Annotated in this window: 22 protein-coding genes and 2 pseudogenes; 10 read left to right on the plus strand and 14 right to left on the minus strand. The window is 65.1% G+C overall.

The annotated features are described in order from the left end of the window. Positions 1-10: 10 nt before the first annotated feature. Genes ACCQ03_RS18810 through ACCQ03_RS18820 form a run of 3 tightly spaced genes read left to right on the plus strand, consistent with a single transcriptional unit; the run spans position 11 to position 3,995 of the window. Positions 11-2,668: a DUF802 domain-containing protein gene (locus ACCQ03_RS18810; protein WP_209227077.1), complete on the plus strand. Its 2,658-nt coding sequence runs from the start codon at positions 11-13 to the stop codon at positions 2,666-2,668. Beyond that, the gene (locus ACCQ03_RS18815) at positions 2,665-3,336 is read left to right on the plus strand and encodes an OmpA family protein (RefSeq protein ID WP_057678049.1); all 672 of its coding nucleotides are present in this window, start codon (positions 2,665-2,667) and stop codon (positions 3,334-3,336) included. The genes ACCQ03_RS18810 and ACCQ03_RS18815 overlap by 4 nt, the downstream gene beginning before the upstream one ends. Beyond that, a complete protein-coding gene (locus tag ACCQ03_RS18820; protein ID WP_209227072.1) occupies positions 3,333-3,995 on the plus strand; it encodes a DUF2894 domain-containing protein in 663 nt (220 codons plus the stop codon). The genes ACCQ03_RS18815 and ACCQ03_RS18820 overlap by 4 nt, the downstream gene beginning before the upstream one ends. A gap of 24 nt (positions 3,996-4,019) precedes the next feature. Here ACCQ03_RS18820 and ACCQ03_RS18825 read toward each other — a convergent pair. The 4 genes and pseudogenes from ACCQ03_RS18825 to ACCQ03_RS18840 all read right to left on the minus strand — a co-directional run. Beyond that, a pseudogene (locus ACCQ03_RS18825) lies at positions 4,020-4,277 on the minus strand (TonB-dependent siderophore receptor); the annotation flags it as partial. Between the two features lie 84 nt (positions 4,278-4,361). Further along, positions 4,362-5,630: a DUF3526 domain-containing protein gene (locus ACCQ03_RS18830; protein ID WP_209227067.1), complete on the minus strand. Its 1,269-nt coding sequence runs from the start codon at positions 5,628-5,630 to the stop codon at positions 4,362-4,364. Next, the gene (locus ACCQ03_RS18835; RefSeq protein ID WP_057678051.1) at positions 5,630-7,066 is read right to left on the minus strand and encodes an ABC transporter permease; all 1,437 of its coding nucleotides are present in this window, start codon (positions 7,064-7,066) and stop codon (positions 5,630-5,632) included. The genes ACCQ03_RS18830 and ACCQ03_RS18835 overlap by 1 nt, the downstream gene beginning before the upstream one ends. Positions 7,067-7,076: 10 nt before the next feature. Continuing rightward, entirely contained in the window at positions 7,077-7,799 is a 723-nt protein-coding gene (locus ACCQ03_RS18840; RefSeq protein WP_150147036.1) for an ABC transporter ATP-binding protein, read from the minus strand. A 245-nt stretch (positions 7,800-8,044) separates the two neighbouring features. Between ACCQ03_RS18840 and ACCQ03_RS18845 the strand changes: the two genes are divergently transcribed. Beyond that, a complete protein-coding gene (locus ACCQ03_RS18845) occupies positions 8,045-9,898 on the plus strand; it encodes a M14 family metallopeptidase (RefSeq protein WP_209227063.1) in 1,854 nt (617 codons plus the stop codon). Between the two features lie 21 nt (positions 9,899-9,919). On the opposite strand, the gene ACCQ03_RS18850 is transcribed toward ACCQ03_RS18845, so the two are convergent. Then, entirely contained in the window at positions 9,920-10,864 is a 945-nt protein-coding gene (locus ACCQ03_RS18850) for a LysR family transcriptional regulator (RefSeq protein ID WP_042674847.1), read from the minus strand. Positions 10,865-10,969: 105 nt separating this feature from the next. Here ACCQ03_RS18850 and ACCQ03_RS18855 point away from each other — a divergent pair, with 105 nt between their 5' ends. Then, entirely contained in the window at positions 10,970-11,371 is a 402-nt protein-coding gene (locus ACCQ03_RS18855; RefSeq protein WP_209227061.1) for a Rid family hydrolase, read from the plus strand. A 464-nt stretch (positions 11,372-11,835) separates the two neighbouring features. Beyond that, a pseudogene (locus ACCQ03_RS18860) lies at positions 11,836-12,573 on the plus strand (DNA/RNA non-specific endonuclease). 56 nt (positions 12,574-12,629) lie between these two features. Here the strand turns inward: ACCQ03_RS18860 and ACCQ03_RS18865 are convergent. The 3 genes from ACCQ03_RS18865 to ACCQ03_RS18875 all read right to left on the minus strand — a co-directional run bounded on the left by ACCQ03_RS18865 (position 12,630) and on the right by ACCQ03_RS18875 (position 13,713). Continuing rightward, positions 12,630-12,983: a hypothetical protein gene (locus ACCQ03_RS18865; protein WP_209227059.1), complete on the minus strand. Its 354-nt coding sequence runs from the start codon at positions 12,981-12,983 to the stop codon at positions 12,630-12,632. A 54-nt stretch (positions 12,984-13,037) separates the two neighbouring features. Next, positions 13,038-13,268: a DUF1653 domain-containing protein gene (locus ACCQ03_RS18870; protein ID WP_057678058.1), complete on the minus strand. Its 231-nt coding sequence runs from the start codon at positions 13,266-13,268 to the stop codon at positions 13,038-13,040. A gap of 280 nt (positions 13,269-13,548) precedes the next feature. Next, a complete protein-coding gene (locus tag ACCQ03_RS18875) occupies positions 13,549-13,713 on the minus strand; it encodes a hypothetical protein (protein ID WP_181124306.1) in 165 nt (54 codons plus the stop codon). A 197-nt stretch (positions 13,714-13,910) separates the two neighbouring features. Between ACCQ03_RS18875 and ACCQ03_RS18880 the strand changes: the two genes are divergently transcribed. Continuing rightward, on the plus strand, positions 13,911-14,156 hold the full coding sequence (locus ACCQ03_RS18880) for a hypothetical protein (RefSeq protein WP_057678059.1): 246 nt from the start codon (positions 13,911-13,913) through the stop codon (positions 14,154-14,156). Between the two features lie 126 nt (positions 14,157-14,282). Here the strand turns inward: ACCQ03_RS18880 and ACCQ03_RS18885 are convergent, their stop codons facing one another. The 3 genes from ACCQ03_RS18885 to ACCQ03_RS18895 all read right to left on the minus strand — a co-directional run bounded on the left by ACCQ03_RS18885 (position 14,283) and on the right by ACCQ03_RS18895 (position 18,770). Further along, positions 14,283-15,254: an IS5 family transposase gene (locus ACCQ03_RS18885; RefSeq protein ID WP_150147813.1), complete on the minus strand. Its 972-nt coding sequence runs from the start codon at positions 15,252-15,254 to the stop codon at positions 14,283-14,285. Between the two features lie 53 nt (positions 15,255-15,307). Continuing rightward, positions 15,308-16,753 (minus strand): SulP family inorganic anion transporter, encoded by a 1,446-nt coding sequence (locus tag ACCQ03_RS18890; protein WP_209227314.1) that lies wholly within the window; start codon positions 16,751-16,753, stop codon positions 15,308-15,310. A gap of 262 nt (positions 16,754-17,015) precedes the next feature. Continuing rightward, positions 17,016-18,770, minus strand: coding sequence for a chloride channel protein (locus tag ACCQ03_RS18895; protein ID WP_209227316.1), 1,755 nt, complete (start codon positions 18,768-18,770; stop codon positions 17,016-17,018). A 270-nt stretch (positions 18,771-19,040) separates the two neighbouring features. On the opposite strand from ACCQ03_RS18895, the gene ACCQ03_RS18900 reads away from it, so the two are divergent. Beyond that, positions 19,041-19,586: a hypothetical protein gene (locus ACCQ03_RS18900; protein ID WP_057678062.1), complete on the plus strand. Its 546-nt coding sequence runs from the start codon at positions 19,041-19,043 to the stop codon at positions 19,584-19,586. A gap of 30 nt (positions 19,587-19,616) precedes the next feature. On the opposite strand, the gene map is transcribed toward ACCQ03_RS18900, so the two are convergent. The 3 genes from map to ACCQ03_RS18915 form a co-directional block, all read right to left on the minus strand. Continuing rightward, entirely contained in the window at positions 19,617-20,393 is a 777-nt protein-coding gene (gene map, locus ACCQ03_RS18905) for a type I methionyl aminopeptidase (protein ID WP_057678063.1), read from the minus strand. Next, a complete protein-coding gene (locus ACCQ03_RS18910; protein ID WP_014091192.1) occupies positions 20,390-20,602 on the minus strand; it encodes a ParD-like family protein in 213 nt (70 codons plus the stop codon). Before ACCQ03_RS18910 ends, map begins: the two co-directional genes overlap by 4 nt. Positions 20,603-20,852: 250 nt before the next feature. Continuing rightward, positions 20,853-21,776, minus strand: a complete 924-nt coding sequence (locus tag ACCQ03_RS18915; RefSeq protein WP_057678064.1) for a LysR family transcriptional regulator — start codon at positions 21,774-21,776, stop codon at positions 20,853-20,855. 131 nt (positions 21,777-21,907) lie between these two features. On the opposite strand from ACCQ03_RS18915, the gene ACCQ03_RS18920 reads away from it, so the two are divergent. Next, complete coding sequence (locus ACCQ03_RS18920; protein WP_057678065.1) at positions 21,908-22,690, plus strand: SDR family oxidoreductase; 783 nt, start codon at positions 21,908-21,910, stop codon at positions 22,688-22,690. A 57-nt stretch (positions 22,691-22,747) separates the two neighbouring features. After that, on the plus strand, positions 22,748-23,164 hold the full coding sequence (locus tag ACCQ03_RS18925) for a nuclear transport factor 2 family protein (RefSeq protein ID WP_057678066.1): 417 nt from the start codon (positions 22,748-22,750) through the stop codon (positions 23,162-23,164). Positions 23,165-23,204 lie beyond the last annotated feature (40 nt).

A 23,204-nucleotide genomic window follows, 5' to 3' on the forward strand; every position in this document is an offset into this window, starting at 1 on the left:
CTGGGACGTCATGTTCAGAACTCTCGTACACGTGTGTGTGTTTCTCGTCGGCCTGCTGGCGGTTTGCTGGGTCGGCATCGGTTATCTCGGCTCCAACCCGCTCGGCGCCTGTGTCGCGGCGGTGATCGGCGCCTGTTATGTGGCCGGCGCACTGGAGCTGTATCGCTACCGGCAGGCCACGGCGACGCTGGTAGCGGCCGTCGATGGGCTGGCCACGGCGCCTTCTGCCCTGAGCGATTGGCTACAAACGGTTCACCCTGGCCTGCGCAATGCGGTGCGCCTGCGTATCAAGGGCGAGCGCGTGGCATTGCCGGCACCGGTGCTGACGCCGTATCTGGTCGGCTTGCTGGTGTTGCTTGGCATGCTCGGCACCCTGCTGGGCATGATGGCCACGCTCAAGGGCACCGGTTTTGCGTTGCAGAGCGCCACCGATTTGCAGGCCATTCGCGGCTCGCTCGCCGCACCGGTGGAAGGCCTGGCGTTCGCGTTCGGCACCTCCATCGCCGGTGTGGCGACATCGGCCATGCTGGGGTTGTTGTCGGCGCTGTGCCGGCGCGAGCGCCTGCAGGCGGTGCAACAGCTGGACCTGAAGATCGCATCCGAACTGCACACGCATTCGGATGCGCATCGACGTGGCGAAGCATTCAAGCTGCAGCAGCAGCAAAGCGCCTTGATGCCGGCCTTGATCGACCGGTTGCAGACGCTGATGCACAGCATCGAACAGCACAGCCTGGCTGCCGAGCAGCGCCTGACCACCCAGCAAGCCGATTTCCACGCCAAAAGCGAAGCGGCGTATGCGCGGCTGGCCACGGCAATGGAACACGCGCTGCAAGCCGGTGTCGCCGAAAGCGCACGGGCGGTCGGTGCGGCATTGCAGCCGGCGATGGAAGCCACCATGGCCAGCATCGCGCGCGATACGGTCGCATTGCAGGCACACGTCACGCAAGCCGTGCAGCAACAGCTGGACGGCATTACCCACGGCTTCCAGACCAGTGCCAGCACCACGGCGCAGCACTGGAGCACGGCATTGGCGGCGCAAGAACGCGCGCAGCAGACCCATACCGCGCAGTTGCAGGCCACACTGGAACAGATTGCCGCGCATGGCGTGGCCGTGCAGGACAGCGTGAGCAGCGCCGTGCAGCAGCAGTTGCAAGGCGTCACTGCAGCCATCGCGCAGAATGCGCGCACGGCGACCGAGCACTGGCAGGTGGCGTTGGCCGCGCAGGAACGCACGCAGGCCACGTTGACCGAGCAGCTGCAGGGCACGCTGGAACAGATTGACCAGCGCAGCGCTGCCGTGCAGGACAGCGTCACCCAGGCCGTGCAGCAGCAGTTGAGCGCACTCGACGAGGGCTTTGCCAGCAGCACCGCGGCCACCGCCGCCACCTGGGCCGCCGTACTTACCGAACAGCAACGTGCCACCGAAACGCACAGTGCACAGCTGCACGCCACCCTCGAGCAACTGGCGCAGCAGACCAGCGCCCTGCACGAAGGCGTGCAGCAGGCCGTGCAGCAGCAACTCGACGGGCTCAGCAACGGATTTGTCGACAGCACCGCCACTGCCGCAGCAACGTGGACTGCCGCGGTAGCCGAGCAACAACGTGCTAATGCTGCGCTCACCCAGGAACTGCAAGGCACGCTCGCGCACTTTGCCAGCACCTTCGAGGCACGCTCTGCCGCGTTGGTGGATGCGGTCTCGCAACGCATGCAGCAATCCAGCGCCGACGCTGCCAATGCGTGGAGCGATGCACTGGCCCAGCAGCAACACGCCAGCGCCACGTTGTCCAGCCAGCACCACAGCGCACTGGCCGCGGCCACTGCCAGTTTCGACGCGCATGCGGCGGCCCTGGTCGGGACATTGCAGCAATCGCACACCGACCTGCAGGCGGCACTGGAAGCGCGCGACACCAAGCGCCTGGCGCTGTGGAGCGAGCGCTTCGGCGCGATGAGCACGGCCCTGGCCGCGCAATGGGAACAGACCGGCGAACGCGTCGCCCAGCAGCAGCAGGCCATCTGCGACACCCTGGCCAGCACCGCCAGCGCGCTGTCCACGCAGGCGCAGGCACAGGCCAGCGCGACGATCAGCGAAGTGTCGCGCTTGATGCAGATCGCCTCCGAAGCGCCCAAGGCCGCGGCCGATGTCGTGGCCGAGCTGCGCCAATCGCTGTCCGAGAGCATGGTGCGCGACACCGCCATGCTGGAAGAACGCAGCAAGCTGCTCGCGACCCTGGATACCTTGCTCAACGCAGTCAATCACGCCTCCACCGAACAACGCGAAGCGGTGGATGCCCTGGTGACCACCTCGGCTGACCTGCTGCAGCGCGTAGGCAACCAGCTCACCGAACAGATCGGCAGCGAAACCGGCAAGCTCGGCGCAGTGGCCGCCCATGTCAGCGGCAGCGCGGTGGAGGTGGCCAGCCTGGGCGAAGCGTTCGGCATGGCGGTGCAGTTGTTCAGCGGTGCCACCGGCGAGCTCAACGAGCGCCTGCAGCACGTTGCCACGGCACTCGATGCCTCGCTGGCACGCAGCGACGACCAACTTGCCTACTACGTCGCACAGGCGCGCGAAGTGGTCGACCTCAGCATGCTCTCGCAGAAGCAGATCATCGAAGAACTGCGCCAGCTCGATCGCGGGCGCAGCGAACCCGGCCAAGCAGAAACGGCATGAGCGACGAGATCGAAAGCGACGGCGAGCTGGGCACGCCCATCTGGGCGGCATTCGGCGATCTGATGTCGGTGCTGCTGGGCGCGTTCGTGCTGATCCTGGTCGGCGTGATCGGCGTGCAGTTGCAGCTGTCCAGCCGCCTGGACGCGGAAGTCAAACAACGTCAGGCCGAAGCGCGACGTCGGCAGACGCTGGAACAGGCATTGGCCGCACCGTTGGCTGCCGGCCGCGTGACCCTGGTCGATGGCCGCATCGGCATTCGCGGCAATGTGCTGTTTGCATTCAATTCCGACGAACTGCAGCCGGAAGGACGCGAGGTCTTGAAGTCGCTGGCCACGCCATTGACGCAATACCTGCGCGCGCGCGACGAGATCCTGATGGTCAGCGGATTTACCGACGATCGCCCGGTGCTGGGCGGCAATCGCCGCTACGCCGACAACTGGGAACTGTCCGCGCAACGCGCACTCACGGTGACCCGTGCCTTGATCGCCGAAGGCGTGCCGGCATCCTCGGTGTTCGCGGCCGCATTCGGCTCGCAGCAACCGGTGGATTCCAACGCCGATGAAGCCCGCCGCGCGAAGAACCGTCGCGTGGAGATCGCGCCGATCGCGCGCCCGTCCTCGCGTGCAGACGCATCGGCGCAGCCCGCAGCGACCACCGCACCACGATGAGCAAGCCGGCACTGCCCGCACGCGCGCAACTGCAGCGCTGGCGCAGCCAGGGCGCCGATCGGCTGGATCCGGTCCGCTTCCATCTGATGGAAGCATTGGCAGTGCGCGCCGATGCGCAGGCCGATGCGGTGCGTGAGGTGCTGGAACACAAGCTTGGCGCGATGGTCGATAGGTATGCGACAGCGCTGCGGCAGGCAGCGCGTCGCCGTGGGAACCGTGCAGCGCCTGCGGCCACGCCGGGCTCGCCGCAGCCCAGCGCCTTGGGTGCGCTCACCGCGCAGATGGCCGGGCATGCGGCGCTGATGGAAGTGGACAGCCGCAAGACTGCCAGCGCAGATGCCATGCGGTTTCCGGAGCTACCGGCGCTGGACGACTTTCGTCGCACCTGGACCACCGTGCGCACCGCCAGCCAGGTGCGGCAGTCGCTGCAGGATGCGCCCAAGGATGCCGGCCCGCTCAATTCCAGCGTGCTGGTGCATCGCTGCATCACGCTGATGCGCGAGCGCTCGCCGGGCTATCTGCAGCACTTCCTCGGTTATGTGGATGCGTTGTCATGGCTGGAGCAGCTGCACACCGGCGGCGCGTTGGCCAACGAAGAAACCGCACCGCTGGCGCCAGGCAAGAAACGCAGCAAGCGTCCGTCGAAGCGAGGCAGTTAGGGCCGCGATCGGTTCCCGATGCACGCCGGGCAACCTGACGCAGGCCTGCATCTCGAGCGAGGTCCGGTCGGGTACCCGCGCACTGATCGGCAGATCACGCAGCGGCGCATCGGTCCCGGTGGCACCGGTAATGCCCAGCGCGCGGTACCGCGTGTATTGGCTGCGCACCTGCACCGCAGCCAGGTCGCGTGCCTGCGAGTGCGCAGCCTGCGCGCAGGCGCAGGCCAGCGGGCCGAGCATGGTCAGCGCGTGCAGCATGCGGCGGCGCGCGGACACGGGCATCGGGCAGAACGCCAGAAGCGCCCCGGCGCAGCACGTCCGGGACGCGAGTAAACGACGCAGGCAAAAGATGAAACGCCGAGACCGCTAGGAAGCAGGGCCGTCCGTTGCTTCGAAACGCGGCGCCCGCCCGAAATCCTCGCGCGTGAACGGGCGGTCGCCGAACAGATAGCCGTAGTAGAACGTGCGCAGCGCCCGGTGATAGGCGCGAATGCGATCCTGATACGCCAGCTGTGCCTGCAGATCGGTGCTGGCCAGGCGCGTGAGCGCTGCCTGCAGCGCAACCGGCGGCAGCACGCTGGCCACGCGTTGCGCCAACGCCTCGCGCCGCTGCAGCCCCTGCCGATACGCTGCTACCTGCGACGCCACCTGCTGGTCGCCATTTTCATGAAATGCGAAGTACCACTTGTAGTGAAACGCGGTCGTCAGCGGCGCCGAGTCGGCCCATTGCCGATTGCGCGCGTAGAACGCCTGCATGGTGTCCTGGCGCGGAATGTCCCAGGCATGGTTGACCGCCTCGCGCTGCAACCGCGCAATCTCGGTACCCTGGTTGACCGGCACAGCCTGATTGATTGCCACGTGCGCCAGCGCCGGCGCCACCAACGCCAGCACGACCCAGCAGGTAGCCAATGCCGTGGCATGCGCGGCAGGCCGCCACTGGATGCGCCCGACCAGCACCGACAGCAGCACCCAGAACAACAGGTACGCACTGCCCAGTGCCAGCACCGCCAGTTGCTGCAACCACGGCACCGCATTGAACGTGGCGAACATGACGAACGGCACGCTCAGGCACACAAGCACCGCCGCCGCGCGCACCACCACGCGCCGTACCAGCAGCGCGGCGCCCGCACCGGGCAGTGCAGCAAGCATGCGCGCACGCCCCGCTTCGCGCTCGCCCGAACGCAGATCGAACAGCAGCGCGATCACGAACAGCGGCAGCAGGAACACCAGCACGAACGCGTAGTCGAAGCGGCCAGCCAGCGCGAGTTCGGGGTTGTAGCTGTCCCCGTCATGGATCTGCGCTTCCAGCCCCAGCGCGCGCGCACGCAGGATATGCGGCGAGACATCGCGCATGCCGACCGCCGCAAACGCCAGCGGCGATGGCGGGTCCCAGGTAGGATGAAAGCTGTAATAGGCCGCGCTGCCGGCATCGTTGGAACGCGCCACATAGTCTTCTACCAACGCGCTGTCTTCGCGCTGCAGCCCTGCAATCCTGGCGATGTTGTCCCGCTGCGTCGCCATCACGTGTTGCCCGGACAGCAGGCTGCACACGGTGAGCACCGCAAGCAACAGCAACCCGGCGAGCGCCGCACGTGCACGCAGCAGCAACAGCAGTTCGTATTTCCACAACACCATCAGCGCGCCACTCCCACCCCTCGCCCGGCCGCCACCAGCATGCACAGCGCGGCGAGCAGCCAGGCTCCAATCAGGCCGAACGCCGCACCTGCCGTGCCGATCACCTCGGTCGCCGATGCCGGCTGGAACGCGAACACCGGAATCTCATGCCAGTGCTCGGACGAAATCCGCTTGCGGCGATCGGCGCCTGCGTCCTGGGCGGTGTCGTCGGCCATGCTGACCGCGTCGGCCTGCAGCCGGTTGAGTTGCTGCACCAGCGTGTAGCGGTAGTGCTCAGCCTGGGCCAGGAACCGCAGATGCGCGCGCAGGTCGGTTTCTGCCAACGTCATCGACACTTCGCGCAGCGCCACCGTCGGGCTCAGCAACGCGAATGCACGCACCAGCAGGTTCTGTTGCTGCTGGATGGATGCGTCGCGGCCTGCATAGCGCTCGAACAGGCTTGCGGTCAGCCGTTCGCCTTCCAGTGCCAGCAAGCCCTTGTAGTTCACCGGCAGGTCTTCCACGCGCTGCACGCCGTAACGGGCCAGCGTCTGCTGCTTGAATTGCGCAAAGTGCGGGTCGTCCGGATTGTGGCTGTCGCCGAGCGTGCGCAGGTCGCGCTGGATCGCCACATCGGTTTCCAACCGGGTCGGCAGCCGGTACGCGGCACTGGCCGCGTCCGGCGCCACGCGCGGCACCAGCAAGGCCAGCCACACCCACACCGCCAGCGACACCAACAGCGCGTCGCGGCCGCGCCGGCACAGCATCGACACCGCCAGCACCAACGCACACCACACCAGCAGATACGCGCCATAGGCCAGCACCAGTAGCGCAACCAGCGGCGCTTGTCCTGGCAACAACGCAATCGGTGCCAGGCCGATCAGGGCCGGCAGCAGACAGGCGCCGGCCACCGCCGCCAGCGCCAGATACTTGCCGCCGAGCAACTGCCGGCGCGTGGCGCCCTGTAGCAACAGCGCGCGCAAGGTGCCGGTTTCCTGCTCGCGCGCCACTGCGCCGTAGCCCAAAAAGACCAATATCAGCGGCGCCAGCACCTGCAACACGAAGGCAGGCGTGAGCTGACCGAACCGCACCAGCAACGAACTCTGGCGCACATCGCCGAAATTGGCGGTGTTCTGGCGGTGCCCTTCCAGAAACATGCTGTTGCCGGTGAACGCATCCACGCCGGAATCGAATGCGGCCAGTGCCGGCAACGGGCGATAGATGAAATGGCCGTAGTGCACCACGCGGTGCGGATGCCGGTCCGGCTGCGCTTCGAACGCCTGCTGCGCTGCCTGTTGCTGCCGCGCGCGGAAATCGGCCACATCGCGCTGGTGGTGCGCAGCGGTCAACGCCGCAACCAGGGTGAGCAACATCAGCAACACCACACCGATGGCCGCGGACCGGTTGCGCGCCATATAGCGCAGTTCTTCGCGTGCGACCAGCAACACCGGGCTCATACGTGAAGCCTCACGCAGCGCGATCCTGCGGGCGCACGAAACGCGCATGCAGGGTGCGCACATCGAAGCCGCTGTCGCCGGCGCCGATCTCTTCGGCAATCCGGCCGTTTTCCAGAAACCCGATGCGGTCGGCCACCTCCACCGCACCTAGCAGATCGTGGGTGACCATCAGCACCGCGGCGCCGCGTGCGCGCACGCTGCCGACCAGGCGATTGAAGTCGGCAATGGCGCGCGGATCCAACCCGGAGGTGGGCTCGTCCAGCAGCAGCACCGGCACCTCGCGCAACGTGGCCACGGCAATGGCCACCTTCTGCCGCATGCCTTTGGAGAACCCTGCCAGCCGTTGCGCCCAGGCATCGCGCTGCAGCCCGGCGGACGCAAATGCCTCGCCAATGGCGGCCTGGCTGCGGCGCTGGCCGGCCAGGGCGAGCAGATAGTCGGCATTTTCCAATGCGCTCAGATGCTCGTAGAGCGCCACGTTTTCCGGCAGATAGGCCAAGCGCGCACGTGCGTTGGCGGGGTCGGCGACGGGGTCCACGGCGTCCACTCGCACGCTGCCGCAGACGGGTTTGACGAAGCCCAGCAACGTGGACAGCGTGGACGACTTGCCGGCGCCATTGCCGCCGAGCAAGGCGTAGACGGTGCCGGGCGCGACGCCGAGATTCAGCCCCTGCAGCACCGCGCGGCCACGGTAGGCCACGTGCAGGTCGGAGATTGAAATCGCGTGGGTCATTGAAAAAGTGAAGGGCGTGAACGCAGATGCGTCAGGAAATGATACGTTATCACATTGCCTAGGCCGCCAAAATCCGCCTGCCGCAGCGGGCAAAAGCCTGAGCGCCGCTGACTGGGCGCCGTGCCACGCATTGCGCCTGCAGCCAGCGCCTTGCGGCGCGAACATCCAACCAGGCGCCCCGCGCTGGCACGCCCGACCGGCACACGCAGACACCGTCACCACCACGCGAGACCCTCAGACCCCACATGACCTTCGAAACGCGCAGCTGTCTTCCGCCCGACGCATTCCCTGTCTCCGACCGCCACGCTCCCGCTGACGCCAAGGCGTCCAACAGCGCGCGCAGCACCCGACGCCTTGCCAAGGGGCTGGCCATCGCACTGTTCGCTGCCGCACAACTCAACGCGCAGACCATCGATACCAGCGCCCCGTTGCCGCCGGTCCGCGCGTGGCACGGTGCCAGCGAAGCATTGATCGCGGCACCGGACGATCCGTGGATAACGCCGGCCGAACGCAGCGACTTCGTCAGCACGCCCAGCTATGCGCAAACGCGTGCGTGGCTGCAACGGCTGGTTGCCGCCTCGCCGCTGCTGTCGCTGGAGGTATTCGGCAAGACCGGCGAAGGGCGCGAGCTGCTGCTGGTGCGCGCACGCAAGGGCAAGCCCGGCAAACCGGTCGTGCTGGCACAGGCCGGCATCCACGGCGGCGAGATCGATGGCAAGGACGCCGGCCTGATGCTGCTGCGTGATATTGCACAACGCGGCAAGGACGCGCTGCTGGACGAGGTGGATTTCGTGTTCGTGCCCATCCTCAACAGCGATGGGCACGAACAACGCGGCCCGCTCATCGGCGCCGCATTGCGCGGCCCGCAGCAGATGGGCTGGAATACCACCACGCGCGGCATCAACCTCAATCGCGACTATCTCAACCTGGAAGCGCCGGAGACGCGCGCGATCGTCGCGCTGCTGCACACGCTCGACCCGGCGCTGTATATCGACCTGCATGTCAGTGGCGGGCTCGATCATCAGTACGACATCACTTTCACCTTCGCCGGCTGGGGCACCTACGCGCGCTCGCGCGCCACGGCCGGTTGGCTGCAGCAGCACTTCACGCCAGCCGTCGACGCCGCGCTGCGCCGCCAGGGTCATCAACCTGCGATCTATCCCAGCCTGATCGACGAAGACGCGCCGCGCTCGGGCTTGCGCTATTCGCCCGAAGGCCCGCGCTATTCCACCGGTTATGGCGACTTCGCCGGCATCCCCACCGTGCTGGTGGAAAACCACCGCTTGAAGTCCTACCGGCAACGCGTGCTCGGCGATTACGTGCTGCTGGAAGAAGCCCTGCGCCTGGTCGGCCGCGATGCACACGCCATCGATGCGGCCAAGCGTGCCGATCGCGCGGCCCGCCCGCACGAATTGATGGTGGCATGGGAACGCCTGCCGCAGCCGATCGACCATATTCCGTTCAAGGGCGTGACCTACACCCGCGCCCTGTCGCCGGTGTCCGGCCGGCCGGAATTGCGCTGGGAAGGCCGCGACGAGACCTGGTCGATGCCGGTCATCGGCTACCGGCAGACGCAGGCCGTGCAGTACCCGGTGGCCTGGTGGATTCCGCCCGGCAACGACGATGTGCTGGCGTTGCTCGATGCGCATCGCATCGCCTACGACCGTCTGCAGCAGCCGGCCCGGCGCGCGGTACAGCAGATCCGCATCATCAAGACCGGCAGCGATCAGGTCCCGCACACCTTCGACGTAGAAGAAAGCTTTCCCGCCGGCAGCGTCCGCGTGCCCGCCGATCAACCGATGCGTATGTTGGCCGCCGCCTTGCTGGAACCGCGCAGCAGCGATTCGCTGCTGGCCAGCGGACGTTTCCGCCATGCCGGCAGCCCCGATAGCGGGCTGTATGGCACCGAGCTGGTCGAATTCAGCGAACGCGTGTTGCGCAGCGACGCCGCGCTACGCAGCGCGTTCGAACAAAAACTGGCCAACGATGCGGCGTTCCGCGCCGATGGCGATGCGCGCCTGCAGTGGGTCTATGCACGTTCGCCCTACGCGGCGATCAGCGGCTGGCGGTATCCGGTGCGGCGCGAAGTGATGCAATAGCGCCGCCCATGCCTGTGGCGCTCACCGCGGTGCGGGTGCCATCACTGGGGCATGCTCGGCCATCAGCGCGATCACCCAATCGATGAACACGCGCAGCTTGGCGCTGACATGGCGGTTGGGTGGGAAAGCGATCGACAGCGGCATCGCTTCCAGCTGCCAGTCCTGGAAGATCGGCACCAGCTCGCCGCTGGCGACATGCGCGTTGGCCATATACACCGGCAGCCACAGCACACCCATGCCGGCCAGGCCGGCGGCCAGATAGGCATTGCCATCGTCGGCGGCCACTACGTGGCGGCCGTGCACGCGCACCGCTTCGTCGCCGCGTTGCATCACATACGGCACGGTTGTGCTGCTGCCCCAGCGCATGAAGCCGACACAGCGATGCCGGGTATTTTCCAGCTCCGTCGGGTGCGTCGGGGCACCCAGCCGCTGCAGGTAATCGGGCGCGGCATACACGCCGGCCTGCAGGTCGCCCACGTGACGCGCCATCAACGACTGGTCGGTGATGGCGCCGCCGCGTATCACGCAATCGACGTTTTCGCCGATCAGATCCACGCGGCGGTCGCTCACGCCCATGTCCAGCTGGATCTCCGGATAACGCGCATGGAATGCCGGCAACGCCGGCATCAGGATCAGCCGCGCCAACGGGCTGGGCACGTCCACGCGCAGGCGCCCGCGTGGCGAGGTGGCTGCAACCGACAGGCTGGTTTCGGCATCGTCCATGTCTGCCAGCAGGCGCAGCACGCGCTCGTAATAGGCCGCGCCATCGGCAGTGACCTGCACCCGGCGCGTGGTGCGATTGAGCAGCTTCACCCGCAGGCGCGCTTCCAGCTGCTGCACCAGCTGGGTCGCGCTGGCGCGGCTCATGTGCAGGTGTTCGGCCGCCTTGGTGAAACTGCCGGTCTCGACCACGCGCGCGAACGCCTGCATTGCATCGAATCGATCCACCGCTGCTCCCGACGCCAAGATTGTTTGGATTCTACAAACAGTGTTGGTCGATGCTGCCGATTTATCGCCGCCGCGCACGCGCCTAACGTGGACCTCCGTTCTAGCACTTCGATGGAGAGTCCCATGGCCACACGCGACGTCGTTTTTCCGCAGGGGCGCCACGCCCTGTACGAGCGCCACCATTACTCGCCGGCGGTACGCGCCGGCGGCCTGCTGTTCGTCGCCGGCCAGGTCGGCAGCCGCGAAGACGGCTCGCCCGAGCCCGAGCTGGACGCGGAAATTGCCCGCGCCTTCGTCAACCTGGATGCCGTCCTTGCCGCGGCCGGCTGCACCTCGCAGGATGTCGTCGACGTCACCTTGTTCATGGTCAACCCCGAGGTGGTGTTCGAGGCAATGTGGGACAAGTGGGTCAGCTACTGGGGCCCGGCCCCCTATCCCACCGTCACCGCGGTCGGCGTGACCTGGTTGGCCGGCTTCCAGTTCGAGATCAAGGTGGTGGTCAAGCTGCCGGCCAAGGCTGCATGACACCTCCCATTGCATGCGCGGCAGCCATTGCGCGCCATCGCGGCCTGCAGCAGATCTGCGCCTGAGCAAAGCAACTGGCGCGCGCGGACTCGCGCCTGGCAGTCGATCGGCCACGCCTGGCTTGCCAGCGCGTGGCGTTGCCCGTGTCCACCCCGCGCGAGGTGCCCATCGCACCTTGTCACAGCTCTAAACATCATCGAAGAAGAGTGCCGAGGCCATCAGCGTCATCAACGGCATCGCCTCCAGACCGAATGCCGGGCGCCCTGCTGCATGCCGAAACAAGATCTGGGCAACCACACGCGCCTTGGGTCCAAGTCACCAAGAAGCAACATTTGTATGCGATAGCTGTAGCGCTCGCCATGCCGCGAGCCCTCTGTTCCCCTGCCGCGTTGTCCAACGTCGATGTGCTGATGCATCGCGGCGGCGGCTTCGTGCGTCCGATGATTTCAAGGAGATTGACTTCCATGCGTTTCAGGACCTTCTTCGTCGCTCTGCTTCTCACCACCTTCAGTGCCGCCGCACAGGCGCAGGTGGTGACCCTCAACAAGGGCGGCTATACACTGACGTACGACTGCACCAACCGCACCGCGCTGCGTTACGAATACGTGCTGCAGGCCGACACCGGCTCGGCTGCACGCCCGTCCAGCTTCAATCTGGATACCTAATTGCCCAGCGGCTGTGCCGGCCAGACCTCCACGGCCTCGTACGCCAGCGTGCGTTCCGGCTATGACCGCGGCCATCTGGTGACGTCCAACCACATGGACTACAACGCGACCTACATCCGCCGTGCCAACCTCATGAGCAACATCGTGCCGCAGGTGGCCAGCTTCAATCAGGGCATCTGGGTACAGGCCGAAAACGTGGCCGAATGCTATCGCGACATCGCCAGCGTGCAGGTTTACGGCGGAGTGATCTACAGCGACACCAGCAACGATTACTTCCTCAGCAGCCACGGCATCCGCACACCGGATTTCTTCTGGAAGACCATCATCACCGCCAACCCGAGCGGCGGTTCGCGCGCGATCAGCTGGCTGATTCCCAATAGCGCCAACCTGGGTTCGCTGGACAGCTACATCGTCAGCATCGACGAACTCGAAGATCTCTACGGCGCCAGCACCATCGGCATCAGCGCACCGGCGGCTGTCAAAGCCATGCTGCCGTCCACCACCTGGCCGCAGCCGAGCAATTGCGATCTGGGCTGATCGAACGCAATACGCCAGACAGGTACACGCAGGTCCCGGGTTCTCCGGGCCTGCATTTATGCAACGCCTGTACGTGGCAGCGCCGCGTGCAAGCCGGCAAACCACGCGGCGTACGGGGTGTTCTTGACCAGGTGCCGAGTGAAATCCCTGGCACCATCGGTCCACCACACCGTGCCGCGTTCACCCAAGGCGACCTTGGCTGCGTCGACTGCACGGCGCGCGGCCAGCAGGCGCTGTGCATCGTCGTCGCGCTTGGCGGCCTTGACCGCGCGTCGCGCATCCATGAGTGCACTCACCAACGCAGCACGCACCGGTTCGCTCAGATGCGGGTTGCTGGTGCGCCACAGGCGCTCTCGCACGATGAGGTAACGGCCGTCGGGTGTCGTGAGGGGCGTGGTCGCGGCCGTCATCGCACGCTCAAGGCCTGGCGCAAGGTTGCCGCATCGCGGCTGCGCGCGCGGCGCTCACTCCACGCGCTCGAAGCGAGCGCGGGCAACACCGTCCACTTCGACCTGCTCGACGAACATCGCATACGGGCGCACCCACAATCCGATATCGCTTTCCAGCGGCCGATACAGCACCAGCGGCTCCAGGGTTTCGCTGCTGCGCACCACACCGAGTACTTCATAGCGGCCGCCCTTGAAATGACGGTACTCGCCCAGTGCAATGGAAGGTAACGGCGGCAGGGTGTCCATGGCGGTATCGACGCGATCGAAAGGCCCCGCAGTTTAGGACCGCGGGCAATGGGTGGCGAGCAGCCTTGCGTTGACGCTGGGCGCCAGCGGTCGATCACCGGCGCCCACCCGCATTGCAGTGTCAGCGGCCGGGCCTGCTGTGGCTGTGCGCCTGCATTGAAGAGGCGGACTGGCAGCCACTCCAGCGGCGGCCATGTCACCTCATGCCGTCGACGACGTGGGATGCCTGTCCTGCGCCATCAGGGCTCGCCGCAATCACGTGCCTACCGCAGAACCAAGCTTAGGCGTCCTCGTCCAATTCGTCCTCGATGCTGTCGTCGTCATCGATTTCGCTGTCCTGCGCAGGCCCGTCCTGCAGCAGATCCTCGTTCTTGCCCGGCGCCTTGACGCCGTTGGGTGGCGTCGGGTCGTCGATACCCCGGTTGGCGTTCTGGTTGTTGCTCATGGTCAGCTCCCGCGGCAGAAGACCGCCTGCCCACCCTCCTCCCGGCCCTGTGATGCGCACGTGTGCCGCACCCAAAAAATGCGCCGTTCATCGCAGTATCTGAACCATTGTGGCTCGGCGCAGGGTCGCGCCACGCCGGCCTGCATCCGCGCATCGTCTCTCCCCGTAGACAGCAAGACGCCTACCGAGGAAACACCATGCCGAGCTTGATCTGCGATCTGGAAGACCTGCTCGCCTCCTGGAAGGCCGAGGCACGCACCTTCGACGCCTGCGACATGCCGGCCTCCGCACTGGCCTTCCGCGATTGCCATCGTCGCCTGTCCGCGTTGCTGGACGCCCATGCACGCCAGTCGGCTTCGCCGACGGCTGCGCTGGCCGGGCGCGAGCAGCCCAGCTCAGTGACCGAGCTGCAGCCGCGCGCCATCGCGCCGATGGGTTCCTAGGGAAGGTCTGAACAACGCGATCGGAGGATGTGGTAAGCCATATCGGTCGCGGTGACCGCGCTCAGATCCTCGGTTTTTCGCCGTTTTTGGCGCTTTTTCGGGGTATCGTCCCGATTACGGGCGCACCTACCCCGCGGCGGTAATGAACTCTTTGCGCTTCAGCCACAGATTCGACAGCGCAAACAGCATCAGCATCTGTGCGGTGTTCTTCGCCAAACCGCGATAGCGCACCTTGACGTAGCCAAACTGGCGCTTGATCACCCGAAACGGGTGTTCCACCTTTGCACGCAGGCTGGCTTTTGTGTGCTCCCAGCGCTTGGCCAACTTCAGTTCGCGCTTGTTCTTAATCTGCTTCAGCTTCGAGGGCTTCTCCGCGATCAGGTAGCGCAGTTTGCGCTTGCGCTTCATCTCCTCGCGTTTCTCAAGCCCGGTGTAGCCGCTGTCCGCGCACAGCGTGTCCTCCTTGCCGTGCAGCAGCTTGTGCGCTTGTGTGATATCGGCCACGTTGGCCGCCGTGCACTCCACGTGGTGCACCAGCCCGGAGTCATCGTCCACCCCGATGTGCGCCTTCATCCCGAAGTAGTACTGGTTGCCCTTCTTGGTTTGGTGCATCTCCGGATCGCGCTCGCCATCCTTGTTCTTGGTCGAGCTGGGCGCAGCGATGATCGTGGCGTCCACGATCGTCCCGCCGCGCAAGCTCTGCCCCTTGCGCGACAGGTGCGCGTTGACCCGATTGAACAGCTTGCGCGCCAAATCGTGCTGCTCCAACAGATGGCGGAAGTTGAGAATCGTCGTCTCGTCCGGCACCTCATCCAGCCCGCCGATCTTGGCGAAACGGCGCATCGACACCGTGTCGTACAGCGCTTCTTCCGCCGATGGATCGCTCAGTGCATACCACTGCTGCAAAAAGTGGATGCGCAGCATGGTCTCCAGCCGATACGGCTGTCGCCCCGGCTGCCCCGACTTCGGGTAGTGCGGCTCGATCAGCGCCAGCAGGTCCTTCCACGGCACGACCTGGTCCATCTCGGCCAAGAACACCTCACGCCGCGTCCGCTTGCGCTTGCCGTTGTACTCCGCGTCGCCGAAGGTCAGCTGCATCGAAATCGTCTACTCGGGTCGTTGATCGATTGTGGCAGATCACGATGGATTGTTCAGAGTTTCCCTAGGGTCTCGATCAGCGTGTCGCTGGCCTGATTCAATCCAGCCACCTCGACCTCGGCGCCGTGTGCGCGTAGTTTGAGCACCACCCGATCCAGCGCCGCCACTGCACTGATGTCCCAGAAGTGCGCATGGCTCAGATCGATCAGCACCTTCGGCGGCGTGCCGAGGAAATCGAAGCTGGCGACGAATTGCCCAGCCGATGCGAAGAACACCTGGCCGCGCACCGCATACACGCGCACCCCATCGTCACCATCGCTGGCCTGCACCTGCAGCATGCGCCCGACCTTGCGCGCGAAGAACAGTGCCGACAGCAGGACGCCGACCAACACGCCGCGCGCCAGATCGTGCGTCCAGACCGTGACCACGACGGTGCCAAGCATCACGACCGACGAACTTGCCGGGTGCCTGCGCAGATCGCGTAGCGACCCCCAGTTGAAGGTGCCGATGCTGACCATGATCATCACCGCCACCAATGCCGCCATCGGAATCTGACGCACCCAGGCCGCGCCATACACCACCATCAGCAGCAGGACCACGCCAGCCACCAGGCACGACAAGCGCCCGCGTCCGCCCGAGCGCACATTGATGACCGACTGCCCGATCATCGCGCAGCCCGCCATGCCGCCGAAGCATCCCGCCACCATGTTCGCCAGTCCTTGACCTGCGCATTCGCGGTTGCGCTGCGACGGGGTATCGGTCAGGTCTTCGACTATCTGCGCCGTCATCAACGACTCCAGCAAGCCGACCATCGCCAGCGTCGTCGATACCGGCAGCAGGATGCGCACGCTGTCCCACGTCAGTGGCACATCCGGCAGCAAAAACACCGGCAGGCTGTCGGGCAGGTGGCCCATGTCGCCCACGTGTCGGAGATCGAGATGCCAATACGCGCATGCCGCCGTCAGCACCACAATCGCGACCAGCGGCGAAGGAATGGCCGTGGTGATCCGCGGGAGCAGATAGATGATGGCCAATGCCGCTGCGCACACCGCATACACCGGCCATGGCATGCCGACCAACTCCGGCAGCTGTGCCAGAAAAATCAGGATCGCCAATGCGTTGACGAAGCCGGTGATCACCGAGCGCGAGACAAAACGCATCAACGCGCCCAGACGCAATGCGGCTGCGATCAGCTGCAGCACGCCCGCCAGCACGCTCGCAGCCAGCAGGTACTGCACCCCATGATCCTTGACCAGATCCACCATCAACAACGCCATGGCACCGGTGGCGGCAGAAATCATGCCTGGCCGGCCACCGGCGATCGAAGTCACCACTGCAAGACAGAATGCCGCGTAGAGCCCAACCTTGGGATCGACGCCGGCTATGATCGAAAACGCGATGGCTTCGGGAATCAGCGCAAGCGCGACCACGATGCCGGCGAGCACATCGCCACGCACGTTGCCGAGCCATTGCTGGCGCAACGGGAAATTTCTGGACATTGAACGACTCCGTACGCCGGCAACCACACGGCGCATTACATGCACGTCAAACACCTGGACCTTCGCAGCAACTGCGAGCGCGTGATGCCTTCGGTCAGGGTGGTGTCATGTGTCCAAGGAGATCGTTGGTGACGAGTGGCGATACTAACGCGCTCACGCCGATGCAAACAACCCGTGGGCGCGCTTGTGCATCGGCATCGAACATCAGACGAAGGTCAACGACGCGCACGCGTGAGCGCAGCCGTTGTTGGCAGCCAACGAATCAGTCGTCGCTGACCACACGCTCGCCCATCAGTTCGCGTTCGCGCTTTTCCAGTTCTTCGGCGTAACGCTTGCGCACGAATCCCTCCGACAGCACGCCCAGTACCTTGCGATCGCCGTCGATCACGGCCAACTCATCGGCCTGCGTGGCATCGAAGACCTTCATGGTCGCCACGATGTCGGTGTTGGCCAGCAGCGCCGCATCGCGGTGCTTGGCATAGTCGCCGACCGGCGCGTCCAGCTGCACGTTGTCGGCGTACAGCACGGCCAATGGCACCACGCCGGCGTAGTGTCCGTCTGCATCTTCCAGCACCACGCGTTGCGTGGAGCCCAACGGGAACCGCCGCCGGAATTCGGCCACGCTGATATCGTGCGCGGTGTGGTTGGCATCCTTGCGCATCATCTTGCCGGCCGACAGGTTGCGCACCCAGCCCACATCGCGCGCACTGCGGATGTTTTCGCCGCGCAGATGCAGCCGCCAGGTGGAGAACGAATACCCGAACACCTGCCGCACTACGGTATTGGCCACCAGCACCGCCACCATCACCGCACTGGCCAGCACGAAATCGTGCGTGCCTTCCAGGATCAACATGGCCATGGTCATCGGCGCGCCGACAATGGCCGCCGCCAGCGCGGCCATGCCCACCAGCGATGCACTGGTGGTGTCCACCACCGCAGCGCCCAGCAACACGTTCAGGCTCACCGCGAACAGGCTGCCCACCAGCGAGCCCATGAACAACGAGGCGAAGAACAGACCGCCGCGGAAACCGAAACCCAGCGAAATTCCCGACGCAACGCACTTGAGCACCAACAGGATGGCGAGCACCTGCAAGGTGCTGCTGGTCAGGTCCAGATGCAATGCGCCATGCCCCGAGGACAACACCTGCGGCGAATACATCGCCAGCGGAATCAGCAACAACCCACCGATGACCGGGCGCCCCCACACCGGCAGATTGATGCGGCCCACGCCGCGTTCGATTCCGGCAACCAAGCGCATCACCGCAATGCCGATCAGCGCGCACGCCAGACCCAGCGCGATGTAGACCGCATAGTCGCGCGGCTGCAATTGGTAGGCCGCAGCAGCGGGCAACGAATACGGCGCCGCACCCAGGGCATTGGCCATGAACGCGCCAGCCAATGCGGCGGCGGCCACCGGTGCCAATGCCGATGGCGTGTAGGCACCAATGACGATCTCGAACGCATAGAACGCACCGGCCAGCGGCGCACCAAAGGCGCCGGCAATCGCACCGGCCGCACCGGCGCCCACCAGCGTGCGCATGTCCGCACGCCGCACTCGCAACACGCGTCCCAGCTGCGAGCCGGCGCCCGACCCCATCTGCGTATAAGTCGCCTCCAGCCCCACCGACGCACCGAAGCCGTTGGACAACAAGGTCTGGACCGCAACGATCAGGTTGTCGCGCATGGACATGCGCCCGCCATGCAAGGCATTGGCTTCCACCGCATCCACGAGCGGCCGTTTGCGCCGCCGCGCCATCAGCGTCACCAGGCCAACCAGCAAGCCGCCCAGCGGCAAGACCAGCAACTGCGTGGCCGTCATCGAGGTGGCCGTGCTGAGCCGCTGCTCGGGCGCGAGCGCGTAGAGCCAGCTCTGCAGGCGATGCGCAATGCCGGCCTGCAGCACCATCAAGCCAGCGGCGATCAGCCCCACCAGCGCAGCCAGGGCAATGAACCAGAGATCGTTGGCGCGCAGCTGCCTGCGCAAGCCGTCCAGTGGCCGGCGGAGTTGCGCCGCCATGGCGTGCACTGCTGGCAAGGTGTGGGAAAGTGGCTGCATGGGACCAGTGATTGCAGGATCGGCGCGCCGGCAGGGCCGGCAGGGCCGGCATCCGCTGTAGTGCCTAGTGTGCATGAGTGCCGCTGACCTGAGGCAATCTGGCACGGTGATGAAGCAAGCGCCGCGCCGCAGGCGTGATTGCAGGGCCACCCATTCAGGCGCCAGAATCGGGGCCGGCACGCGGCACACCATGCGCGTGCGATCGCTGGGCCACTCGAACAGGGATGCACGATGCTCTACCTGCTGCTGGGCTTGATTGCGACCGAAGGCATCTTGCTGATCACCTGGAACCGCCACTATTTCAACTGGGGTCTGCCGGTATTTTCACGGCGTATTGCGGTCACCGGCGATGCGTTGGCCTGCTTTTCGCTGGCGCAGGTGGAAAATGCGGTCGAGCCATCGCGCTGGCCGGACTTGCGGTTCCATCGCCTGTCCGAAGACGTGTATGCGTTTCGCGAAACCTTCCTGTTCGTCGGCGGTGTCTATCCGTTGATCATGCGCGGGCGCATCGTTGTCGACCGTCGACAACGCGCAATCATCATGACCGGGTTCTGCAACTGGACCGTGCTGATGATGGTGGTGGGTTTTCTGGTTCCGGCAGCCGTCATCAGGCCAGGGGCCACGCTGATGTTCGCGGGGCTTCTCATGCTGTCCTATCTGCTGCAACGCGGCCGTTTCACCGGTGTCGAAACAGCGGTGCACTTGCTCCTGCAGACCAACATTACCGCGTTGATCCCGCGCGGGCCTGATGCATCCAGGCGCGCATCTACCGACTGACGGTTGCTGCGAGCGCTGCGTTGCTGGGCGTCAATCCACCACGCACAGCGGTGTTTCTCCGGTCCGTAAGGTCAGCACGCGCACGCCGGTCCGCGTCACCGCCACGGTATGTTCGAACTGCGCCGACAACTTGCCATCGCGCGTATGCACCGGCCACTGATCCGGTTGCGAACGGATCGCCGCACGGCCCTGGTTGATCATCGGCTCGATGGTGAACACCATGCCTTCCTGCAGCTCCAAGCCGGTGCCTGCGTGACCGTAATGCAGAATCTGCGGATCTTCATGCATCTCACGGCCGATGCCGTGCCCGCAGTACTCCTTGACCACGCTGTAGCCGTGCGCACGCGCGTGCCGCGCAATGGCATGGCCGATATCGCCCAAGCGCGCGCCCGGGCGCACCGCCGCAATCCCTTTCCACATCGCCTGATACGTGGCCTGTACCAGCCGACGCGCCGGATAGGCGACCTCGCCCACCAGATACGTGGTACTGGAATCGGCGATATAGCCGTTCTTTTCCAGCGTAATGTCCAGGTTGACGATCTGCCCGCTGCGCAACACGTCATCGGCCGATGGCACGCCATGGCAGACCATATCGTCGATGGAGGCATTGAGTACGAACTCGAAACCGTATTGCCCCTTGCTCGCAGGCCGTGCGTCGAGCTCATCGACAATCATGCGCTCGACAAACGCATTGAGTTCCAGCGTGCTGCGACCTTCCAGCGGCAAGCGATCCAGCGCATCGAATACCTGCGCCAGTAGCTGGCCAGACACCGCCATCAGCGCGATCTCGTCGGGCGACTTGATCACGCCCGGCCCGGCTTCAAGGCTTGCGGCCGTACGCCCGCCGCGCGCAATTGTTCGGCCACGATCTGCTGAAATGTCGTGTCCGGATGCATTTCGCACAGCATGCCGACCTTGATCCAGAAATTGGCCTGCGCATTGATCGAGCGGCTACTCACCGTGCACGCACGGCGGAGTTGATCGTGCAGGTCGTCGTCGATATTGACGATGCCCATGATGGCTCCTGTTCGGCGTCGATATACGAATCATATATGAAACGTATATTTGCACACAATCGCTTCGGGCAGGGGTGCCGTCGAGAGCAATGCCTGTCCGGCGTGTGCTGCGCGCCTCGGCGGACAGGTCCGGTAACGCCGCAGTAGAAGGGAGCACGCTCCAAACGCGAGTCGAGCCCCGGGCGGATGCGATGACCCAACGCCTGGAAGCACCGCCGCACACCACATGAAAGGCAGCAGGTTGCGGTCGTCAGCGCTCGACCGGCGAAGGCGTCCGCCCGATGCGGGCATAGATCTCGCTCACCCACTCGATAAATACACGCACCTTGGTGCTCAACTGTCGGCTGGGCGCATAGGCGATGAAGACATCCAATGGCGCCGGACGCCAGTCCTGCAGAACCGGCACCAACGCGCCGCGTTCGATGGCCGGACGCACCATGAAATCGAGCGTGTGGATCAGCCCGAGCCCGGCCAATCCGGTGGCCAGATGCGCGTTGCTTTCGTTGACCATCACACTGCAGTTGGGAACGATCTCCAGCGGCGCTCCATCGTCCAGGAAATGCAGCGGCAGCGCTTTGCCACTATGCGCGGAGAAGTAACCCACCACAGGAAACGCCGGGCTTTTCAGCTGCTCGGGGTGGGTCGGGACACCGTGGCGTGCGAGATAGTCAGGACTCGCGCAGGTGGTCCACGCAAGGCTGCCGATCTTGCGCGATATCAGTGCGCCGTCGTCTGCCGTGCTGCGGATGGCGCAGTCGATATTTTCGCCGATGACATCCACCGTGCGATCGGTGACGCCAAGCTGCAGCTGGATATCCGGATAGCGTGCACAGAACTCCGGCAATGCGGGTATCAACAATCCGCACGCCGTCGAGCCGCCCGTATCTACACGAAGCCGGCCCTTGGGGCTGCCTTGCGCACGTCCCAAGGTGGCTTCCACGTCGTCCAGCTCCGTGAGCAGATGCCGCACGCGCTCGTAATACGCAGCGCCGTCGTTGCTGACACGCACGCGGCGCGTGCTGCGTTCAAGCAATTTGACTCCCAGATATTTTTCCAGCGCGCTGATCGACTTGCTCAGCGTGGCATTGGGCATCTGCAGCGATTCTGCCGCACGGTTGAAGCCACCGGTTTCCACCACGCGCGCAAAGGCGCGGATTGCCTGCAGGTGATCCATTGCTCGCTCCGTCTGGAGCATCGGATTATTTCTGCAGGGGAATAAAGAATCAATGATATTCCGATTTATCGCTTCAGCGACGGCCAATAGACTGCCTGCAACGCGGGAACTCCGTTCAAGAGGCGAACACCATGCATGTCCAGGATCTGGTCAACATTCACCCCACCAAACACGCCGGGAAGATCGCCCTGGTCACCGGCGGCAGCTCGGGCATCGGCCTGGCCGCCGCCAAACGGCTGGCGCTGGAGGGCGCAACGGTGGTCATCAGCGGCCGCCGGCAGCAGGAACTGGACCGGGCGGTCGCCGAGATCGGCCACGGCGCCACGGCGGTACGCGCCGACATTTCCGTTGGTGCAGAGCTTGACGCCGTCATGGACGGCATCGCCACCGCGCATGGACGACTGGACCTGCTGCTTGCCAACGCAGGCGGCGGCGAATTTGCGCCAATCGAATCCATCACCGAAGCAGGCTTCGACAAGTACTTCAACATCAACGTCAAGGGCACCCTGCTGACCGTGCAGAAGGCGCTGCCACTGATGGGCGCCGGCAGCGCCATCGTGGTGACGGGCTCCATCGCGGCAAACCAGGGCGTTTCCAATTTCGGCGTGTATGCCGCAACCAAGGCGGCACTGCGCTCATTCGTCAGGACATGGGCATCCGAGCTGAGAGCTCGCGACATCCGCGTCAATCTGATCGCGCCCGGCGTCGTGGTCACACCCGCCTATCGATCCGAATTGGGCATGAGCGAGGAAGACATCGACGCCTACCTCGACCAGATCAAGCAGAAGGCACCACTGGGCCGCTCGGCAAGCCCGGATGAAATGGCCAAGGCGATGTCCTTCCTGGCATCGGACGACGCCTCCTACATCACCGGCATCGAGCTGACAGTGGACGGCGGCCTGACCCAGATCTGATCCACACGGGCGGCGCGCTACCTTGAGTGCACGTCCAATCCACTGGAGACAAACAAGATGAGCATGCAAAACAATTTGGCGATTGCGCAAAACTTCCTTGAAAAGATCGGCTCCGGTGCATCGCCTGAGACCATCGCGGCAATGTTCAGTGCGGATCTGCAATGGCATATCCCTGGCGACCCATCCGCACTGCCATGGATTGGGCGACGCAACGGGCGCGGCGCGGTAGAAGCGTTCGTCCGTGATTCCAGCACGATGATGGAGCGCCTCCGGTTCGAGGTGCATGATCTGCTGGCCAGCAACGACCGCGCTGTCATCGTGGGTGAGCTCGCCAGCCGCATCACCGCCACCGGAAAGCTCACCGAAACGCCGTTTACGATCGTGCTCACCATCACGGGGAACGAGATCTCGCAGTTTCTGATGCTTGAAGACAGCTTTGCGGTGGCTGCTGCGTCGCGAACTGCGGAGCCATGACTGTCTGAAGTCTGAGATTGAGCCAGATCGCCATTGGATG

The organism is Xanthomonas sp. NCPPB 3569 (assembly GCF_041475645.2).
Lineage (GTDB): Bacteria > Pseudomonadota > Gammaproteobacteria > Xanthomonadales > Xanthomonadaceae > Xanthomonas > Xanthomonas phaseoli.

Coding starts and splice junctions, on each gene's coding strand:
- ACCQ03_RS18810 (WP_209227077.1), top strand. CDS start 11: ATGTTCAGAACTCTCGTACACGTGTGTGTGTTTCTCGTCGGCCTGCTG.
- ACCQ03_RS18815 (WP_057678049.1), top strand. CDS start 2,665: ATGAGCGACGAGATCGAAAGCGACGGCGAGCTGGGCACGCCCATCTGG.
- ACCQ03_RS18820 (WP_209227072.1), top strand. CDS start 3,333: ATGAGCAAGCCGGCACTGCCCGCACGCGCGCAACTGCAGCGCTGGCGC.
- ACCQ03_RS18830 (WP_209227067.1), bottom strand. CDS start 5,630: ATGGTGTTGTGGAAATACGAACTGCTGTTGCTGCTGCGTGCACGTGCG.
- ACCQ03_RS18835 (WP_057678051.1), bottom strand. CDS start 7,066: ATGAGCCCGGTGTTGCTGGTCGCACGCGAAGAACTGCGCTATATGGCG.
- ACCQ03_RS18840 (WP_150147036.1), bottom strand. CDS start 7,799: ATGACCCACGCGATTTCAATCTCCGACCTGCACGTGGCCTACCGTGGC.
- ACCQ03_RS18845 (WP_209227063.1), top strand. CDS start 8,045: ATGACCTTCGAAACGCGCAGCTGTCTTCCGCCCGACGCATTCCCTGTC.
- ACCQ03_RS18855 (WP_209227061.1), top strand. CDS start 10,970: ATGGCCACACGCGACGTCGTTTTTCCGCAGGGGCGCCACGCCCTGTAC.
- ACCQ03_RS18865 (WP_209227059.1), bottom strand. CDS start 12,983: ATGACGGCCGCGACCACGCCCCTCACGACACCCGACGGCCGTTACCTC.
- ACCQ03_RS18870 (WP_057678058.1), bottom strand. CDS start 13,268: ATGGACACCCTGCCGCCGTTACCTTCCATTGCACTGGGCGAGTACCGT.
- ACCQ03_RS18875 (WP_181124306.1), bottom strand. CDS start 13,713: ATGAGCAACAACCAGAACGCCAACCGGGGTATCGACGACCCGACGCCA.
- ACCQ03_RS18880 (WP_057678059.1), top strand. CDS start 13,911: ATGCCGAGCTTGATCTGCGATCTGGAAGACCTGCTCGCCTCCTGGAAG.
- ACCQ03_RS18885 (WP_150147813.1), bottom strand. CDS start 15,254: ATGCAGCTGACCTTCGGCGACGCGGAGTACAACGGCAAGCGCAAGCGG.
- ACCQ03_RS18890 (WP_209227314.1), bottom strand. CDS start 16,753: ATGTCCAGAAATTTCCCGTTGCGCCAGCAATGGCTCGGCAACGTGCGT.
- ACCQ03_RS18895 (WP_209227316.1), bottom strand. CDS start 18,770: ATGGCGGCGCAACTCCGCCGGCCACTGGACGGCTTGCGCAGGCAGCTG.
- ACCQ03_RS18900 (WP_057678062.1), top strand. CDS start 19,041: ATGCTCTACCTGCTGCTGGGCTTGATTGCGACCGAAGGCATCTTGCTG.
- ACCQ03_RS18910 (WP_014091192.1), bottom strand. CDS start 20,602: ATGGGCATCGTCAATATCGACGACGACCTGCACGATCAACTCCGCCGT.
- ACCQ03_RS18915 (WP_057678064.1), bottom strand. CDS start 21,776: ATGGATCACCTGCAGGCAATCCGCGCCTTTGCGCGCGTGGTGGAAACC.
- ACCQ03_RS18920 (WP_057678065.1), top strand. CDS start 21,908: ATGCATGTCCAGGATCTGGTCAACATTCACCCCACCAAACACGCCGGG.
- ACCQ03_RS18925 (WP_057678066.1), top strand. CDS start 22,748: ATGAGCATGCAAAACAATTTGGCGATTGCGCAAAACTTCCTTGAAAAG.